Source organism: Geodermatophilus sp. SYSU D00965 (assembly GCF_054050075.1).
Genome location: NZ_JBJGYQ010000016.1, coordinates 93,990 through 108,956, shown reverse-complemented (window position 1 = coordinate 108,956; position 14,967 = coordinate 93,990). Strand labels below are relative to the sequence as shown.

Here is a 14,967-nt window from a genome sequence, read left to right as displayed (position 1 = left end):
GAGGATCGAGCGAGGAGCGGACCGGGCGCGGAGTCAGGCCGATGTCACAGCCGCCGGAGGGCTGACCGTGCGCCGTCCGGCCCGTCGTGCTGGGCTGGGGCGGTGCCCGACGCGCCCCCCTGGTGGACCCGTGCCGTCGTCTACCAGGTCTACCCCCGCTCGTTCATGGACTCCGACGGGGACGGGATCGGCGACCTCGGCGGGGTCCTCCAGCGCCTGGACCACCTCGCCGACCTCGGCGTCGACGTCGTGTGGCTCTCCCCGGTCTACCCGTCGCCGCAGGCCGACAACGGCTACGACATCAGCGACTACACCGGCATCGACCCGCTGTTCGGCACCCTCGAGCAGTTCGACGAGCTGGTCGCCGCGCTGCACGCCCGCGGCATCAAGCTGGTCATGGACCTCGTGGTCAACCACACCAGCGACGAGCACCCGTGGTTCTGCGAGAGCAGGGCGTCGAAGGACTCGCCCAAGCGCGACTGGTACTGGTGGCGGCCGCCGCGGGAGGGCATGACCGCGGGCGCGCCGGGCGCCGAACCGACCAACTGGCACTCGTTCTTCTCCGGGCCCACCTGGGAGCTCGACGAGGCCAGCGGCGAGTACTACCTGCACCTGTTCGACCGCAGGCAGCCGGACCTGAACTGGGAGAACCCCGAGGTCCGGCACGCCGTGTACGCGATGATGCGGTGGTGGCTCGACCGCGGGGTCGACGGGTTCCGCATGGACGTCATCAACATGATCAGCAAGGACGTCGACCCGGACGGCGCCCTGCACGACGGCCCGCCGCTGCCGGGGGTGCCCTACGGCGACGGCTCGGCGTCCTACCTGTGCGGGCCCCGGATCCACGAGTTCCTGCAGGAGATGCACCGCGAGGTCTACGCCGGCCACCGCGAGCGGCTGCTGCTGGTCGGGGAGATGCCGGGCGTGACGGTCGAGCAGGCGCGGCTGTTCACCGACCCGGCCCGCGCCGAGGTGGACATGGTGTTCCAGTTCGAGCACGTCGGGCTGGACTTCGACGGCGCCAAGTTCGCCCCGCGCCCGCTGCGGATGGCCGACCTCAAGGCCTCGTTCGGCCGCTGGCAGGCGGGGCTGGCCGACGTCGGCTGGAACTCCCTCTACTGGGACAACCACGACCAGCCGCGGGCAGTCTCCCGGTTCGGCGACGACTCGCCGCGGTACCGCCGCGACTCGGCCACGTGCCTAGCCACCCTGCTGCACCTGCACCGTGGGACGCCCTACGTCTACCAGGGCGAGGAGCTCGGGATGGCCAACGCCCCGTTCGCCTCGCTCGACGACTTCCGGGACGTCGAGTCGCTCAACCACTTCGCCCAGGCCGTCGCGCACGGCGAGGACCCCGACACCGTGCTGGCCGCCATGCGCCGGATGAGCCGGGACAACGCCCGGACGCCGGTGCAGTGGGACGCCTCGGAGCACGCCGGCTTCACCACCGGCACGCCGTGGATCGCGGTCAACCCCGACTACGTCGAGTGGAACGCGCAGGCGCAGCGCGCCGACCCGCGCTCGGTGTTCGCCCACCACAAGCGGCTGATCGCGTTGCGGCGCGAGCTGCCGGTGGTCGCGCTCGGGGACTTCACCATGCTGCTGCCCGACCACGACGAGGTGTACGCGTTCACCCGCTCCCTGGACGGCGAGACGCTGCTGGTCGTCTGCAACCTCGGCGGGCACGAGCACCGGCTGACCGAGCTCCTCCCGGAGGCCCTGGACGGCGACCTCGTGCTGGGCAACCTGGCCGACGGCGACCCCGCCGTCCTGCGCCCCTGGGAGGCACGGGTGCTCCGGGTCTGACCGCCCGCCCGCGGTCGGCCCGGCCGAGCAGGTCGTCGGCGCTCCCCGCCTGCGGCGTCGCTCTCCACCGACGTGACTCACGCCACACGATCAGCCGCTACTGTCCGGGGTCCGGCGATCGGGGGAGCTGATGCGTCGTGGAGCGACCGGTCAGGGTCTCGGTGGCAGCGGCCGGGGTGACGGTCCTGCTCGCCGCCTGCGGTGGGGGCGACCTCGGAGGCAGCGAGGAGGGCGAGCCGCTGACCGTGTGGACCCTCGAGAACCTCCCCGACCGCCTCGCCGTCCAGGAGGAGATCGCCGCCGCCTTCACCGAGAGCAGCGGGGTCGAGGTCGAGCTGGTCGCCGTCGACCCGAACCAGTTCAACCAGCTGCTGATCTCCTCGGCCGCCGCGGGACGGCTGCCCGACGTCATCGGCGCCCTGCCGCTGGCCGGCGTCCAGCTGCTGGCGACCAACGAGCTCATCGACCGCGAGCTGACCGCCGCCGTGGTGGAGGGCCTGGGCGCCGGCACCTTCTCCGAGCACGCGCTGGAGCTGACCCGGGACGGCGACGCGCAGGTCGCCGTCCCCAGTGACGGGTGGGCGCAGATGCTGGTCTACCGCAAGGACCTCTTCGACGCCGCGGGCCTCGCCGCACCGGAGACCTACGACGACATCCTGGCCGCCGCGCGGGAGCTGGACAGCCCCGAGCTGGCCGGCTTCGTCGGGTCCACCGTGCCGAACGACGCCTTCACCCAGCAGACCTTCGAGCACCTCGCCCTCGGCAACGGCTGCCAGCTGGTGGACGACACGGGGGAGGTCACGATCGACAGCGATGCGTGCGTGGGGTCGTTCGCGTTCTACGACGAGCTCATCGGCGACTACTCGGTCAGCGGCGCGCAGGACGTCGACACCACGCGCGCCGCCTACTTCGCGGGGGAGGCGGCCATGGTCGTGTGGTCCTCGTTCATCCTCGACGAGATGGCCGGCCTGCGGGCCGACGCGCTGCCGACCTGCCCCGACTGCGCGGACGACCCGGCCTTCCTCGCCCGGAACAGCGGTGTGGTCACCGCGATCTCGGGGCCCGACGGCGACGAGCCGGCGCAGTTCGGCGAGATCGTCTCCTGGGCCGTCACGGCCGACGCGCAGCCCGCCGCCGGCGACTTCGTCAGCTACCTGATGGACGACGGGTACGAGCGGTGGATCGGCTTCTCGCCGGAGGGCAAGGTGCCCACCCGACGGGGCACGGCCGAGGAGCCGACGCGCTTCCTCGACACCTGGGCCACCCTGCCGGCCGGCGTGGACACCAAGGCGCCGCTGACGGACTTCTACCCGGCCGAGGTCCTCGACGCCCTCCGGACCGCGCCCGACCGGATCGCCCCCTGGGGGATCCCCCAGGGGCAGGGCGCCCTGGTCGGCGCCTCCCTGGGCGAGCTGCCCGTGCCGCAGGCGATCGCCGCGATGACCGGGGGCGAGGTGGATCCCAGCGGGGCGGCGGAGCAGGCGGCCGAGGCGCTGCAGGAGATCGCCTCGTCGGTGGACTGACGTGCGCCCGGCGGTGTCCGAGGACCGGCGGGACGGCGGCCGTGAGCCGCGGGGTCGCGGGACCCTGCGGGGACGCGAGTCGCGGACCGGGCTGGCCCTGATCTCACCGACCGTCGTCCTGGTCCTGGTGCTCGTCGTGCTGCCGATCCTGTGGACGGTGGTGCTCGCCTTCCAGGACCTCAAGCTCATCCGGCTGCGGACGGACGGGCTGTTCGGGCCCTTCACGGTCGAGAACTTCGCCGACGTGTTCGGCTCCCCCGGGTTCTGGGAGTCGCTGCTGACCACGCTGGTGTACGCCGTCGGCGGCACCACGGCGTCGATCGGGCTCGGGCTGGTCGCGGCGCTGGCCCTGCGCCGGGGCTTCCGCGGCCGCACCCTGGTCCGGGCGTCGCTGCTGCTGCCCTACGTCGCGCCGGTCGTGGCGGCGACGTTCGTCTGGGGTGTGATGCTCAACCCCCAGTTCGGCATCGTGAACGAGCTGGGGACCGGCCTGCTCGGCTGGGACGAGCCGATCCCCTTCCTGTCCGAGCGCCCGACCGCGCTGCTGACCGTCATCTTCTTCGAGATGTGGCGCTCGTTCCCGTTCGCCTTCCTCTTCATCACCGCGCGCCTGCAGGCCGCGCCGGCCACGCTGGAGGAGGCGGCGCGGGTCGACGGGGCGACCCCGACCCAGGTGTTCCGCCACATCGTGTGGCCCCAGCTGCTGCCGACGATCGCGGTGCTGGCGCTGCTGCGCTTCATCTGGACCTTCAACAACTTCGACGACATCTACCTGCTCACCGGCGGAGGGGCCGGCACCGACGTCATCAGCGTGCGGGTGTTCGACTTCCTGGTCAGCCGCGGGGACATCGGCGCCGCGTCCGCGCAGGCGCTGGTCCTCTCCGCCGTCCTGATGGTGCTGGTCGCGGTGTACTACCGGTTCGCGGCGAAGGACGAGGTGGCCTGATGGCGGGCATCGCGACCGTGCCGGCGGAGACCTCCGCCGCGGCCGGCACCCAGCGCAGCGGTTCCCCGGCGGGACGGCGCTGGTCGCGCACCACCGTCGAGACCCGGGTGCTCGGCGTCATGCGGTGGGTGGTGATCGCGGGGCTGCTGCTGTTCACCCTGTTCCCCTTCTACTACATGGTGCTGCTCTCCCTCCGGGACCTGAGCTCGCTGCTGCAGGCGCCGGCGCGCCTGTGGCCGACGCTGTCGGAACTGACGCTCACCACGTACCGCGACGTCCTCGCCCCCACCGGGTCCGGCGGGCAGGGCTTCCTGCGCTTCATGGCCGTCAGCGGAGTGGTCGCGCTCGGCACGGTCGCGGTGACGCTGACCTTCGCCGTCCTGGGCTCCTACGCCCTCGCCCGGCTGCGGTTCCCCGGCCACCGGCGGATCAGCGTGCTGTTCCTCGCCGTCTACCTGTTCCCGAGCATCCTGCTCGCCGTCCCGCTGTTCATCTTCTTCACGCGGGTCGGGCTCCGCGGCGCCCTGCCCGCACTCGTGCTGGTGTACGTGTCGCAGACCGTCGCGGTCGCCATCTACATGCTCCGCAACTACTTCCAGACCGTGCCGGCCAGCATCGAGGAGGCCGCCGCGGTCGACGGCGCCGACCGGTTCACGATCATGCGCCGGGTCACCCTGCCGCTGGCGATGCCGGCGATCCTCTCCAACGCCCTGTTCGTCTTCATGATCGCGTGGAACGAGTTCCTGTTCGCCCTGCTGTTCCTGGTGGAGGACCGGTCGCGGTGGACGGTCTCCCTGGGCCTGTCCCAGCTCGCGGGCAGCGTCGAGATCCCCACGACCGTGCTCATGGCCGGGTCGGTGATCCTGACGGTGCCGATCGTCGTGCTCTTCCTGGCCACCGAGCGGCTCCTCACCGGCGGCCTGACCGCCGGCGCCGAGAAGGGGTGAGCGCGCCGGGCGCGGTGACCGGAGGAGGGTCGTCCGCGTCACCTGCACCGATCTCCTCCGTGCGGTCGAGCGGGTGGGCGAGCTCGTCGGCGGGCAGGCGGCCGGCCAGCAGGACGACGGCGGCCAGCACGGGCGGGACGAGCCCGGCGACGAGGAAGGTCGCGGTCAGCCCGATCACCTCGCTGACCGGGCCGGCCAGGGCCATCGACAGCGGGAGGAACGCCGTCGAGACGAAGAAGTCCAGGCTGGAGACGCGGCCGAGCAGCGCCGGCGGCACCCGCCGCTGGAGCAGCGTGCCCCAGATGACCATCCCGGCCTGCGCGGTCGCACCGGTGACCAGCCCGGCGGCGATCATCAGCAGCAGGGACGTCGAGGTGCCGAAGACCACCAGCGGGACGCAGCCCAGACCCCACAGCAGGTTCATCACCGTGAGGTAGCGGCGCGGCAGCCGCAGCGAGGCGACCGTCGTCGACCCGAGGGCCCCGCCGATCCCGAAGGCGGCCAGCACCAGGGCGTGCTCGACCGGCCCGCCGCCTGCGCGGTCCTTGATCGCGAAGGGGGCCAGCACCTCGAACGGGCCGAGCATCACCAGCAGCATCAGCGAGGCGAACACCAGCGTGGCCAGCAGCCAGGGCGTGCGAACCATGTACCGGAAGCCCTCGGCCATGTCCGCGAACAGGCCCCGCACGGGGTGCGCGGGCGCCGTCCCCGGCTCCCGGCGGACCGGCGTCGCCGGCAGGACCGCCACGCAGACCGCCGCCGCCAGGGCCGCGGCGGCGGTGACCGCGAGGGCCGCGCCGGGGGATGCCGCGGCGACCACCCCGCCGGCCAGCGCCGGACCGGTGGCCTGGAACAGCACCGGGCGCATCGTGCCCTCGAGGCCGTTGGCCGCCAGCAGGGAGCTCTCCGGGAGCAGCGCGGGGACCAGCGCGGAGTAGGCCGGGTAGTAGAGGCCGTTCGCCAGCCCGCCGACCAGGCCGACGGCGGCCAGTTGCCAGAGGGTGAGCACCCCGGCCAGGGACAGCGCCGCGACCAGCGCGGTCCCCCCGGTCTGCACCAGCGCGACGGTCAGCAGGATGTGCCGCTGCGGGACGCGATCGGCGAGCGCGCCGCCGAGCAGGGTGCTGGCCAGCATCCCGCCGGCCTGCAGGCCGCTCACCAGCGACAGCTCGGCCGGCCCGCCGCCCAGGGCCACCACCTGCCACACCACGGCGACGGCGAACGTGCTGTTGGTCAGCAGGGAGAACCCGAGCGAGGCGGCGAGCAGGCGGTAGCGCCGGTACCGCAGCGGCGTCAGGGCGCGCGGCAGGCCGGCCATCGAGCAACTCCCCCGTTCGTTCCGCCCCGGCGCCGGGACGGCGGCACCATCGTGCCCGCCGCCCGGCGGCCGGTGCCCCGGGCACCCCTGCGGGTGTTGCACGTGGAACAGCCGCGGAACCGTCACACCCCCGCGGCATGGTGGAGGCGTTCCCGACGTTGTACGCAACGCACCTCCCCAGCAGGAGACACGTCATGCGCAGGCCCACTCCCTCCCGGGCGCCGGCCGTGGACGACCTCCGACGGGACGCCGTCCGGCGCCAGCAGACGCCGGCCCCGACCGCCGTGCCGCACGACCCCGCCGCACTCCCCCCGCCCGCCGGCGTCCCGGCGTCCGCCACCCCGGCGCCGCCGCCCGCGGTGCCGCACCCCTCGGCGGCCCACCCCGCCCACTGGGGCCCGCCCGACCCGCTCGGCGACATCCTGGCCACCGCCTGGCGGCCCGGAGCCGCGCCGCCGCGGGAGATCCGCGTCCGCCCCGAGGTCCACGAGCGGGTCCTGGCCCAGCTCCCGCCGTCCGACCGCGGGTCGCGCGCGGCACGGGACAGCGCCGGGCACCCGGCCGTGCCGCTCGTCGTCGACCCGGACCTGCCGCCCTTCCCCGGCTTCGAGGTCGTGCGGGTCGCGCCGGAGCGGCTGGCCGCCTGACTGTCCTGCACCCCCCGGTCGGGCCTACCGTCGACCCGCATGCGCTGGTCGGGGGAGGTCCGGCGGCCGGACCCCGCGCGACGGAGGGCTGGTCCGATGGCGACGTTCGTGCTGGTGCACCCCGCCTGGTTCGGCGGCTGGTGCTGGCGGAAGCTCACCCCGCGGCTCCGCGCGGCCGGGCACGAGGTGGTCACGCCGACGCTGACCGGCCTCGGCGACCGCGCGCACCTGCTCGACCACGGCATCGACCTGCACACCCACGTCGAGGACGTCGTCAGCGTGCTGACCTACGAGGACCTCGACCGCGTGGTGCTGGTCGGCAACAGCTCCGGCGGCATGGTGGTCACCGGGGTCGCCGACCGGGTGCCCGAGCGGGTGGCCGAGGTGGTCTACCTCGACGCCTTCGTGCCCGAGGACGGCCAGTGCCTGCTCGACCTGGTCACCCCCGAGCGCCGGGCGGGCATCGAGGCGCTGGCCGAGCAGGAGGGCGACGGCTGGCTGGTGCCCCGGATCGCGCCGCCGCCGTGGGAGGAGATCCTCCCCCGGCTCTGGGAGGTCACCGACCCGGCCGACCTGGCCTGGGCCCTGCCGCGGCTGCACGCCACGCCGCTGGGCCACTTCAGCCGACCGGTGCGGCTGGTCAACGCGGCGGTCGACGGCCTGCCCCGGGCCTACGTCCGCTCCGCCCGCTACCCGCAGCCGGCCTACGACCGGTTCGCGCAGCGGGCCCGGGAGACGCCCGGCTGGCGGTACCGCGAGCTGGACTGCTCGCACATCCCGTACGTCACCTGCCCGGACGACGTGGCCGCCGTCCTGGTGGAGCTGGCCGCGGTCCCCGCCGGGAGCGGGTGACCACGGCGGCGCTTCAGCGGGGGCCGCGCTCCTGCGCCAGCGCCACGTAGTGCTCGACCGCGGCCGGGTCGTCCACCGCGCCGACGTTGAGCGCCTTGGCCGGGTCGACGCCCTGGAACAGCCGCTTGAGCGGGACCTCCAGGCGCTTGCCGGTGCGGGTGTGCGGCACGCCGGGGACGGCGATGACCTCGTCGGGCACGTGCCGGGGGCTGGCCTGGCGGCGGATGGCGTCCTTGATCGCGGCCTCGAGCTCGGGGGTGAGCTCCTGCCCCTCGGCGAGCTTCACGAACAGCGGCATCCAGTAGCCGCCGTCGCGCTGCTCGACGCCGAGGACGACGCAGTCGGCGACCTCGGGGATGGCCTCGACGGCGGCGTAGATGTCGGCGGTCCCCATGCGGACGCCGCCGCGGTTGAGCGTGGAGTCCGAGCGGCCGGTGATGACGCAGGTGCCGCGCTCGGTGACCTCCATCCAGTCGCCGTGCCGCCAGACGCCGGGCCAGGGCTCGAAGTAGGCCTCGCGGTAGCGGCTGCCGTCGGGGTCGTTCCAGAAGTACAGGGGCATCGAGGGCATCGGCTCGGTGACCACCAGCTCGCCGAGCTCCCCGACGACCGGCTCGCCCTCCTCGTTCCACGCGGCGGCCGCGACGGCGAGCATCGGCCGCTGGAGCTCGCCGGCGGTGACCGGGAGCAGCGGTGAGCTGCCGACGAAGCCGGTGGCGACGTCGGTGCCGCCGGAGAGCGAGCCGAGGAAGACGTCGCGCCCCACCGCGTCGTACACCCAGGTGAAGGCCGAGGCCGGCAGCGGCGAGCCGGTGGAGCCGATGTACCGCAGCGCCGACAGGTCGTGGGTCTCCCCCGGCCGGGTGCCGGCCTTCTCGCAGGCGGTGAGGTAGCCGGCGCTGGTCCCCAGGTAGGTCAGCCGGGTCTGCGCGGCGAGAGCGAACTGGGCGTCGATCGACGGGTACGCCGGAGCGCCGTCGTGCACGACCACGGTCGCTCCGCAGAGCAGCGCCGAGGTGGCGATGTTCCACATGATCCAAGCGGTGGAGGCGTACCAGTAGAAGCGGTCGCCGGGGCCGACGTCGCCGTGCAGCGCGAGCTGCTTGCGCTCCTCCAGGGTGATCGCCCCGTGGCCGTGGACGATGCCCTTGGGCAGGCCGGTCGTGCCCGAGGAGTAGACGATCCACAGCGGGGAGTCGAAGGGGACCTGCTCGAACCGCGGCTCCTGCTCGTCGGCGACGGCCTCGGCCCAGCCGAGGGCGCCGTCCGGCAGCTCGTCGGGGTGCAGCCGCGGGACGGCGATCGTCGTCCGCACGCTGGGCAGGGACCCGCGGAGCTCGCGGACGACGTCGCGGCGGTCGTACTCCTTGCCGTTGAAGCGGTAGCCGTCGACGGCGACCAGCACGGTGGGCTCGATCTGGGCGAACCGGTCGAGGACCGCGCGGGTGCCGAAGTCGGGGGCGCAGGAGGACCACACCGCACCGACGGCGGCCGTGCCGAGGAAGGCGACGACCGCCTCGGGGACGTTGGGCAGGTACCCAGCGACGCGGTCGCCGCGCCCGACGCCGAGCCGGCGCAGGGTCGCGGCGAAGGCACCGACCCGGGCGCGCAGCTGCGCCCAGCTGACCTCCACCGGGTCGCGGTCCTCGGCGACGGCGACCAGCGCCGGGGAGTCGGCGGGCACGGTGCCCTCGGCGCCCGCCCGCAGCGCCTGCTCGGCGTAGTTGAGCGTGGTGCCGGGGAACCACTCGGCCCCGGGCATCTCCCGCCGGGTCAGGACCCGGTCGTCGGGCACGCCGGGCAGCACGCCGCTCCAGGTGGCGAAGTCGCCCCAGAACTGGTCGAGGTGCTCGACCGACCAGCGCCAGATCGCGTCGTAGCCGGGCGGGTCGCCGAAGTCGACGCCGCGCCGCTCGGCCACCCAGCCGGCGAACCGGCCGAGCTGGGTGGCCCGCACGGACTCCGGGGTGGGGCGCCAGAGGACGGCGGGCTCGGCAGACGTGTCAGCACTCACACCGGGCACCTTGCCACTCCGCGGACGGCCGCGAGGAGCGGTGATCGGGCGCGGGCAGCAAGATGGGCAGGGTGACCCGCTCCGCACGCCCCCCGGTGGCGGTGGCCGCATGAGCGAGCCCGGCGACGTCGAGCGCAACGTCCTGGGCGGCCCCCTGGAGCCGTGCAGCACGGACCCGATGACCGGCTTCTACCGCACCGGCACCTGCAGCAGCGGACCCGACGACATCGGCAGTCACACCGTCTGCGCCGTGGTGTCGGCGGAGTTCCTCGCGCTGCAGCGGGAACTGGGCAACGACCTGGTCACCCCGCGCCCGGAGTACGGCTTCCCCGGCCTGCACCCCGGCGACCGCTGGTGCGTGGTCGCCGCCCGGTGGCTGCAGGCCTACCAGGCGGGCGCGGCCGCCGGCGTCGTCCTCGCGGCGACCAACGTCCGCGCGCTCGACGTCGTCCCGATCGAGGCGCTGCGGCAGCACGCGGTCGACGTCCCCGACGACCTCAGCGGCCTGGACTGAACCTGCCTGACTCACCGAGGAGACCCGTGAGCGACCTGCTGGACCTGCCCGTGACCACGCTGCAGGGCGAGGAGACCACCGTCGGCGCGCTGACCGCCGGCCGTGCGGCGCTGGTGGTCAACGTCGCCAGCCGCTGCGGCCTCACGCCGCAGTACACCCAGCTCGAGGCCCTGCAACGGGAGTACGGGCCGCGCGGGTTCACCGTCCTCGGCGCCCCCTGCAACCAGTTCATGGGCCAGGAACCGGGCACTGCGGAGGAGATCGCCGGGTTCTGCTCGGCCACCTACGGCGTGACCTTTCCGATGACCGACAAGCTCGAGGTCAACGGCCCCGGCGCCCACCCGCTCTTCCAGCGCCTGACCGGGACGCCCGACGCCGCCGGCGAGGCCGGCGAGGTGCAGTGGAACTTCGAGAAGTGGCTGGTCGCGGCCGACGGCGAGGTCGTCGCCCGGTTCCGGCCCCGGACGCAGCCCGACGCCCCCGAGGTCCGGCGGGCGATCGAGCAGGTCCTGAGCCGGTGAGCGGGCCCGCCGACCTGCACTTCTGGTTCGACCCGGTCTGCCCGTTCGCCTGGATGACCAGCAAGTGGGTCCGCCAGGTGTCCGCGCAGCGCGACGTCGCCGTCGAGTGGCGGCTGATCTCCCTCCGGCTGCTCAACCGGCACGTCGACTACGCCGCCCAGTTCCCGCCCGAGTACGAGGCCGGCCACACCGCCGGCCTGCGCCTGCTGCGGGTTGCCGCCCGGACCCGCGCCGAGCACGGCCCGGCGGCCCTGGACCCGCTCTACGCCGCGCTGGGCGAGCGCGTCTTCGAGTCCGAGCAGGTCGCCGGCCGTGAGGTCCGCGGGCGGCGGGAGTTCGTCGCGCCCGCCCTGGCCTCCGCCGGCCTGCCGGCCGACCTCGCCGACGCCCTGGACGACGCGTCGTGGGACGCCGAGATCCAGGCCGAGACCGACGCCGCGCTGGCGCTGACCGGCAAGGACGTCGGGACGCCGATCCTCCAGTTCGGCCCGCCCGACGGCCCGGCCTTCTTCGGCCCGGTGATCAGCCGCCTGCCCGGCGACGCCGAGGCCGCCGAGCTCTGGGACCACGTCGTCGCCCTCGCCCGCTTCCCGGGGTTCGCCGAGCTCAAGCGCAGCCTCCGCGAGCAGCCCCAGCTGCCGTCGTTCGGCGTCCGCCCGGGCGAGGTCGGCCGCCAGGAGGACTGGCACGGCGGCAGCCGCCGCCAGCACCGCTGACCAGACCAGGCACCCGCTGGGTAAGGTGAGCCTCGCCTACCTCCACCGTCCGCCCGGGAGCCGCTCGTGTCCTCGACGACCGACGCCGCTCCCCCGGCGCCCGGCACCCTCGCCCCGCGGCGGCGGGCCGGGCTGCTGCACGGGTCGGGCGGCCGGTTCCTCGCCGTCCTCGTGCTGCTGGCCCTGGTCGTCCTGGCCGCCGCCCTGAGCATCGCCGTCGGCACCCGCTCCATCGACCTGGCCACGGTCTGGCAGGCCCTCACCCACCCCGACCTGGGCACCGAGGAGGCGGTGATCGTCCACGAGCTGCGGCTGCCCCGCACCGTGCTCGGGCTGATGGTCGGCCTCTCCCTCGGCGTCGCCGGCGCGCTCACCCAGGGCCACACGCGCAACCCCCTCGGCGACCCCGGCCTGCTCGGGGTCACCGCTGGGGCCTCGCTCGGCGTCGTCCTGGCCATCTGGCTGCTGGGCATCACCACGCCCGCCGGGTACGTGTGGTTCGGCTTCGCCGGCGCGCTGGTCGGCACGGTGCTGGTGTTCGCGCTCGGCTCCGTCGGCCGTGGCGGCGCCACCCCGGTGACCCTCGCCCTGGCCGGCGCCGCGCTGTCGGCCCTGCTGTACGCGCTGGTGCGGGCGATCCTGGTCAGCGACACCGACAGCCTCGACAGCTTCCGCTTCTGGGTGGTCGGGGCGCTGGCCGGCCGCGGCGCCGACATCGCCTGGCAGGTGGCGCCGTTCCTCGCCGTCGGCGTGGTCCTCGCGCTGCTCAACGCGCCCGCGCTCGACCTGCTCGGGCTCGGGGAGGACGTCGCCCGCGGGCTGGGCCAGCGGGTCTGGCTGGCCCGCCTGGTGGGCCTGGCCGCGGTGACCCTGCTCTGCGGCGCGGCCACCGCCGCCTGCGGGCCGATCGCCTTCGTCGGGCTGGTCGTGCCGCACGTGGTCCGGGCCTTCACCGGTCCGGTGCACCGCTGGCTCATCCCGTGCTCGGGTCTGCTGGGCGCCGCCTTCCTGCTGGCCGCCGACGTCCTCGGCCGGGTCGTGGCCCGGCCCGGCGAGGTGCAGGTCGGCATCGTCCTCGCCCTGCTGGGCGCGCCGTTCTTCATCGCGCTCATCCGCCGCCGTCGGCTGGCCGGCCCGTGACCGAGCTCGCGGGGTTCCGCACGGGCACGGCACGACCCGGCACGGGGACGACGAGCGCGAGCGAGGAGACGCCGTGACGACGACGGTGGAGCGGCCCGGGGAGGCCGTCGGGCACCCCGGGCAGGCCGTCGTCCGGCTGGGCCCGCTGTCCGGCCGGGTCCGCTGGCGGGCGCTGGCCGTCCCCGCGGTGACCGCGGGCGTCGTCGTCCTGCTGGGCGCGGTGAGCCTGGGCCGCGGCGACTTCCCGATCGGCCTCGCCGACGTGCTGCGCACGCTGGTCGGCCTGGGCGAGCCGCGGCAGGAGTTCATCGTCCTGCAGCTGCGGGCGCCGCGGATCGTCGTGGGCGCGCTCGTCGGCATCGCGTTCGGCATCGCCGGCGCGCTGTTCCAGACCTTCGCCCGCAACCCGCTGGCCTCCCCGGACATCCTCGGCATCACCCAGGGGGCCTCCGTCGGCGCGGTGGCGGCGATCGTGCTGGGCGGCAGCGCCTCCGCGACGCGGCTCCTCGGCGGGCTCGGCGTCCCGCTGGCCGCCCTGCTCGGCGCCCTCGTGACCGGGGCCCTGCTGTTCGTGCTCGCCTGGCGCCGCGGCGTGGACGGCTACCGCCTCGTGCTCGTCGGGATCGCCCTGTGGGCCGTCGCCTCCGCGCTCACCGACTGGCTGCTCACCCGCGCCGAGATCTACGACGCGGCGAGCGCCTACGTCTGGATCACCGGCTCGCTCAACGCCCGCACCTGGGGCCAGGCCGTGCCGCTCGCCCTCGCCCTCGCGGTCCTGGTGCCCGCCGCGCTGGCCACCAGCCGGGCCCTGGCCGTGCTGCAGTTCGGCGACGACACCGCGCGCGGGCTCGGGGTGCGGCTGGCGCCCACACAGGCCGGCGTGGTGCTCGTCGCGGTGGCGCTCACCGCGGCCGCCGTCTCCGCCGCGGGGCCCATCTCCTACGTCGCGCTGGTCGTGCCGCAGATCGCCGTCCGGCTCGTCGGGGGCTCGCGCCCGCCACTGCTCGCCTCCGCGCTGCTGGGGGCGGCCCTGGTCCTCGGGGCGGACCTGCTCACGCGCACCGTCCTGCCCGACGCCCTGCCCGTCGGCATCCTCACCGCCGCCGTGGGCGCGCCCTACCTGCTCTGGCTCCTCGTCCGCGGAAGGCGGCGATCGACGCTGTGACCAGCACCCTCCCCCAGACGCCGCCCACCGAGGCCGGACCGGTCCGTCTCGCCGCCGAGTCGGTCAGCCTGGCCTACGACGACCGGGTCGTCGTCCGGGGCCTGGACCTGGCGCTCACCGACGGCTCGTTCACCGCGATCGTCGGGCCCAACGGCTGCGGCAAGTCCACCCTGCTGCGGGCGCTGGGCCGGCTGCTGCGGCCGACCGAGGGTCAGGTGCTGCTCGACGGGCACGCCATCTCCAAGACGCCGACCCGCGAGGTCGCCAAGGTGCTCGGCCTGCTGCCGCAGACGCCGGTCGCGCCCGAGGGGCTCACCGTGGCCGACCTGGTCGCCCGCGGCCGGCACCCGCACCAGTCGTGGCTCAAGCAGTGGTCGCGCGGCGACGAGGCCGCCGTCGCCGAGGCGCTGGCCTGGACCGACATGTCCGACCTGGCCGACCGCCCGGTCGACGCCCTATCCGGCGGTCAGCGCCAGCGCGCCTGGATCTCCATGGCGCTCGCCCAGGGCACCGACCTGCTGCTGCTCGACGAGCCGACCACCTACCTGGACCTCTCCCACCAGATCGACGTCCTGGAACTGGTCAGCCGGCTGCACACCGAGCGCGGACGCACGGTCGCGGTCGTGCTCCACGACCTGAACCTGGCCGCGCGGTACGCCCAGCGGCTGGTCGCGATGAAGGACGGCGTCCTCGTCGCCTCGGGCACGCCGGCGGAGGTGCTCACCGAGCAGCTGCTGGCCGACGTCTTCGACCTCGAGGCGCGGATCGTGCCCGACCCGGTGGCCGGGACGCCGATGGTGGTGCCGGTCCGCCGCCTGCGATAGCTGCGGGATCTCGGCGTCATCCGCGGCCCGGTCG

14 protein-coding genes are annotated in these 14,967 nt (G+C 74.7%); 12 read left to right on the top strand and 2 right to left on the bottom strand.

The features are described 5' to 3' along the window. Window positions 1-102 precede the first annotated feature (102 nt). The 4 genes from ACI789_RS16320 to ACI789_RS16305 all read left to right on the top strand — a co-directional run bounded on the left by ACI789_RS16320 (window position 103) and on the right by ACI789_RS16305 (window position 5,222). Window positions 103-1,806, top strand: coding sequence for a glycoside hydrolase family 13 protein (locus ACI789_RS16320; protein ID WP_457010418.1), 1,704 nt, complete (start codon window positions 103-105; stop codon window positions 1,804-1,806). A 137-nt stretch (window positions 1,807-1,943) separates the two neighbouring features. Then, entirely contained in the window at window positions 1,944-3,329 is a 1,386-nt protein-coding gene (locus tag ACI789_RS16315; RefSeq protein ID WP_457010417.1) for an ABC transporter substrate-binding protein, read from the top strand. 13 nt (window positions 3,330-3,342) lie between these two features. Then, window positions 3,343-4,275, top strand: coding sequence for a carbohydrate ABC transporter permease (locus ACI789_RS16310; protein ID WP_457010416.1), 933 nt, complete (start codon window positions 3,343-3,345; stop codon window positions 4,273-4,275). Continuing rightward, window positions 4,275-5,222, top strand: coding sequence for a carbohydrate ABC transporter permease (locus ACI789_RS16305; protein ID WP_457010415.1), 948 nt, complete (start codon window positions 4,275-4,277; stop codon window positions 5,220-5,222). The genes ACI789_RS16310 and ACI789_RS16305 overlap by 1 nt, the downstream gene beginning before the upstream one ends. On the opposite strand, the gene ACI789_RS16300 is transcribed toward ACI789_RS16305, so the two are convergent. Further along, window positions 5,185-6,540: an MFS transporter gene (locus ACI789_RS16300; RefSeq protein ID WP_457010414.1), complete on the bottom strand. Its 1,356-nt coding sequence runs from the start codon at window positions 6,538-6,540 to the stop codon at window positions 5,185-5,187. The two genes, ACI789_RS16305 and ACI789_RS16300, sit on opposite strands and share 38 nt — an antisense overlap. Before the next feature lie 194 nt (window positions 6,541-6,734). Between ACI789_RS16300 and ACI789_RS16295 the strand changes: the two genes are divergently transcribed. Together ACI789_RS16295 and ACI789_RS16290 are read left to right on the top strand one after the other, a co-directional pair. Beyond that, entirely contained in the window at window positions 6,735-7,187 is a 453-nt protein-coding gene (locus ACI789_RS16295; RefSeq protein ID WP_457010413.1) for a hypothetical protein, read from the top strand. A 96-nt stretch (window positions 7,188-7,283) separates the two neighbouring features. Continuing rightward, a complete protein-coding gene (locus tag ACI789_RS16290) occupies window positions 7,284-8,039 on the top strand; it encodes an alpha/beta fold hydrolase (RefSeq protein WP_457010412.1) in 756 nt (251 codons plus the stop codon). A gap of 13 nt (window positions 8,040-8,052) precedes the next feature. Here the strand turns inward: ACI789_RS16290 and ACI789_RS16285 are convergent, their stop codons facing one another. Then, the gene (locus ACI789_RS16285) at window positions 8,053-10,053 is read right to left on the bottom strand and encodes an acetoacetate--CoA ligase (RefSeq protein WP_457010411.1); all 2,001 of its coding nucleotides are present in this window, start codon (window positions 10,051-10,053) and stop codon (window positions 8,053-8,055) included. A gap of 109 nt (window positions 10,054-10,162) precedes the next feature. Here ACI789_RS16285 and ACI789_RS16280 point away from each other — a divergent pair, with 109 nt between their 5' ends. From ACI789_RS16280 to ACI789_RS16255, 6 genes are all read left to right on the top strand, one after another. Then, a complete protein-coding gene (locus tag ACI789_RS16280; RefSeq protein WP_457010410.1) occupies window positions 10,163-10,567 on the top strand; it encodes a DUF2237 family protein in 405 nt (134 codons plus the stop codon). Between the two features lie 26 nt (window positions 10,568-10,593). Then, window positions 10,594-11,088: a glutathione peroxidase gene (locus ACI789_RS16275; RefSeq protein ID WP_457010409.1), complete on the top strand. Its 495-nt coding sequence runs from the start codon at window positions 10,594-10,596 to the stop codon at window positions 11,086-11,088. Further along, window positions 11,085-11,804, top strand: a complete 720-nt coding sequence (locus ACI789_RS16270) for a mycothiol-dependent nitroreductase Rv2466c family protein (protein ID WP_457010408.1) — start codon at window positions 11,085-11,087, stop codon at window positions 11,802-11,804. Before ACI789_RS16275 ends, ACI789_RS16270 begins: the two co-directional genes overlap by 4 nt. 66 nt (window positions 11,805-11,870) lie before the next feature. After that, window positions 11,871-12,944: a FecCD family ABC transporter permease gene (locus ACI789_RS16265; RefSeq protein WP_457010407.1), complete on the top strand. Its 1,074-nt coding sequence runs from the start codon at window positions 11,871-11,873 to the stop codon at window positions 12,942-12,944. Between the two features lie 73 nt (window positions 12,945-13,017). Next, a complete protein-coding gene (locus tag ACI789_RS16260; protein ID WP_457010406.1) occupies window positions 13,018-14,109 on the top strand; it encodes a FecCD family ABC transporter permease in 1,092 nt (363 codons plus the stop codon). Next, a complete protein-coding gene (locus ACI789_RS16255) occupies window positions 14,106-14,933 on the top strand; it encodes an ABC transporter ATP-binding protein (RefSeq protein ID WP_457010405.1) in 828 nt (275 codons plus the stop codon). The genes ACI789_RS16260 and ACI789_RS16255 overlap by 4 nt, the downstream gene beginning before the upstream one ends. Window positions 14,934-14,967 lie beyond the last annotated feature (34 nt).

Coding starts and splice junctions, on each gene's coding strand:
- ACI789_RS16305 (WP_457010415.1), top strand. CDS start 4,275: ATGGCGGGCATCGCGACCGTGCCGGCGGAGACCTCCGCCGCGGCCGGC.
- ACI789_RS16300 (WP_457010414.1), bottom strand. CDS start 6,540: ATGGCCGGCCTGCCGCGCGCCCTGACGCCGCTGCGGTACCGGCGCTAC.
- ACI789_RS16295 (WP_457010413.1), top strand. CDS start 6,735: ATGCGCAGGCCCACTCCCTCCCGGGCGCCGGCCGTGGACGACCTCCGA.
- ACI789_RS16290 (WP_457010412.1), top strand. CDS start 7,284: ATGGCGACGTTCGTGCTGGTGCACCCCGCCTGGTTCGGCGGCTGGTGC.
- ACI789_RS16280 (WP_457010410.1), top strand. CDS start 10,163: ATGAGCGAGCCCGGCGACGTCGAGCGCAACGTCCTGGGCGGCCCCCTG.